Below are 2286 nucleotides of genomic sequence, written 5' to 3'. Positions count from 1 at the left end.
GCCGGACGAAAGTGAACCATTAAAAAAGTCGATTCTATTTGTAAAAAGTCAAAGGTCTTTTTTTGTTAAAAAGACGATGGCCAATAAACAGATAGACATGCGAAAAGTAAAACAGATTTTCAAGCTCTACAGCGCGGGCATAAGCAAACGCCAGATAAGTTCCAGGTTAGGAATATCGCGTAACACGATTACCAAGTATATTAGTTTTTTCAAACGTTACCAGTTGACTGCTTACGAGGTGTCAGCAATGACACTGGAAGAACTTGACAAACTCTTCAAATCGGGCCAAAAGCCCAAGAGCCAGCAATTATTGACCCTTGAGCAGTACTTTCCCTATTTTGATAAAGAGCTACGCAAAACAGGTGTTACCAGACAGCTTCTTTGGGAAGAGTACTACGTAAAGCACCCCGATGGTTTTAAGGTGTCACAGTTCAAATACTGGTACAATGAATGGACCAAGGAAGTATCTCCCGTGATGCACCTTACCCATAAATCGGGGGACAAACTATTTATCGATTACACGGGTAAGAAACTTACCATTGTAGACCGTGATACGGGCGAACTGCAAAACCTGGAAGTGTTCGTATGTGTACTTGGAAGCAGTCAATATACCTATGTAGAAGCTAGTGCGAGCCAAAAGAAAGAAGACTTTATACGTAGCGTAGAAAACGCTCTTTGGTTCTATGGGGGCGTACCCAATGCCCTAGTGCCCGATAATCTTAGGGCAGCGGTCAGTAAGAGCAGTCGTTACGAACCAAAGGTCAACGATACCTTTGCCGACTTTGCAGAATATTACGAAACAGCGGTACTACCTACCAGAGCATACAAGCCAAGGGACAAGGCCATAGTGGAGAATGCCGTACGTATTATCTATACTAGGGTATTCGCGCCTTTGCGCCACCAGACCTTCCATAGTATACCTGAGATGAACAAGGCGATTCTACAGCTCTTGGAAACACATAACAAGATGTCTTTTAGAGGAAGGGAGTACTCCCGTTATTCTTTATTCGAAGAAGTAGAAAAGCAAGAACTTAAGCCTTTGCCCTTAAAGAGGTACGAGATAAAATCCTATGCCAAGGGTACCGTTCATAAGAACAGTCATATCTACTTCAGTAAAGACAAACATTACTATAGTGTACCCTATAAACATATTGGAAAACGTATCAAGATTATTTACTCCGAGAGCCTGGTAGAGATATTTCACAAACTAGAGCGTTTGGCAGCCCATCCAAGGGAAAGGAAGAAATACGCCTATACGACCATCAAGGAACATATGCCCTCGCACCATCGGTTCATAAGCGAATGGAGTTCGGAGAAGTTCATTACATGGGCGGGGCATATAGGGGAGAACTGCAAGGAGTACATCATCAAGATATTGGATAAGAAACAACATCCCGAACAATCCTATAAATCGTGTTTGGGCGTACTCCACTTAACTAAAAAGGTCGGTAATGTTCGACTTGACAATGCCTGTAAAAGGGCTATGGATTACGGTGCGTACAACTACAATATCATTGAACGCATCCTGAAAAACGGATGGGACGCTCTTGATGAGAACATCGAACAAGAAATCGATATGCCAAACCACGGTAATATCAGGGGAGGCCATTATTACAAATAAAACACAAACTCTAAAATCATAAACATGAATACACAAACATTGGAACAAATGAAACAATTAAGGCTCTATGGAATGATAAGGGCCTTCAACACAAGTCTATCCTCTCAAAGTATCGACTACACCAATGATGAACTAATAGCTTATCTAATGCAGTCGGAATACGACGATAGGCAGAACCGCAAAATCGAACGCCTGACCAAATCAGCGAAGTTCAGGTATAGCGCTGTCATGGAAAATATTGATTATACGCCAACAAGAAACATTGACAAGAACCAGATACAACGTTTCAATAGTTGTGACTTTATAAAGCAGAAAGAAAATATACTGATCACAGGAAGTACCGGTGTAGGTAAAAGTTATATGGCATCGGCCATTGGCCATCAAGCATGCTCCTTGGGGTATAATGTCATGTACTTCAACACAGTTAAACTGTTTACCATGCTCAAAACATCAAAAGCCGATGGCTCTTACATAAAACAAATAAACAAACTCGAAAAACAAGATCTACTCATACTCGATGACTTTGGCTTAAAAGGCCTGGACAACATCAACAGACACTCATTTATGGAAATAATCGAAGATAGACATGGAAAAAAGTCAACTATAATCGCTTTGCAACTACCTGTTGAAGCATGGCATGAAATCATAGGAGAACAAACTATTGC

The 2286-nt window shown here is 41.2% G+C and carries 2 protein-coding genes; both read left to right on the top strand.

The window, feature by feature from the left end; translation table 11 throughout:
- Positions 1-1621: IS21 family transposase (istA, locus tag BFP77_RS13930; RefSeq protein ID WP_257212973.1), on the top strand; the 1621-nt coding region annotated here is incomplete at its 5' end.
- A gap of 24 nt (positions 1622-1645) precedes the next feature.
- Positions 1646-2286, top strand: a 641-nt coding sequence (locus tag BFP77_RS13925) for an ATP-binding protein (RefSeq protein WP_099574629.1), incomplete at its 3' end; no start/stop codon positions are given.

This window comes from Maribacter sp. 4U21 (assembly GCF_002742365.1).
GTDB lineage: Bacteria > Bacteroidota > Bacteroidia > Flavobacteriales > Flavobacteriaceae > Maribacter.
This window is presented reverse-complemented; position numbering and strand designations above follow the sequence as displayed.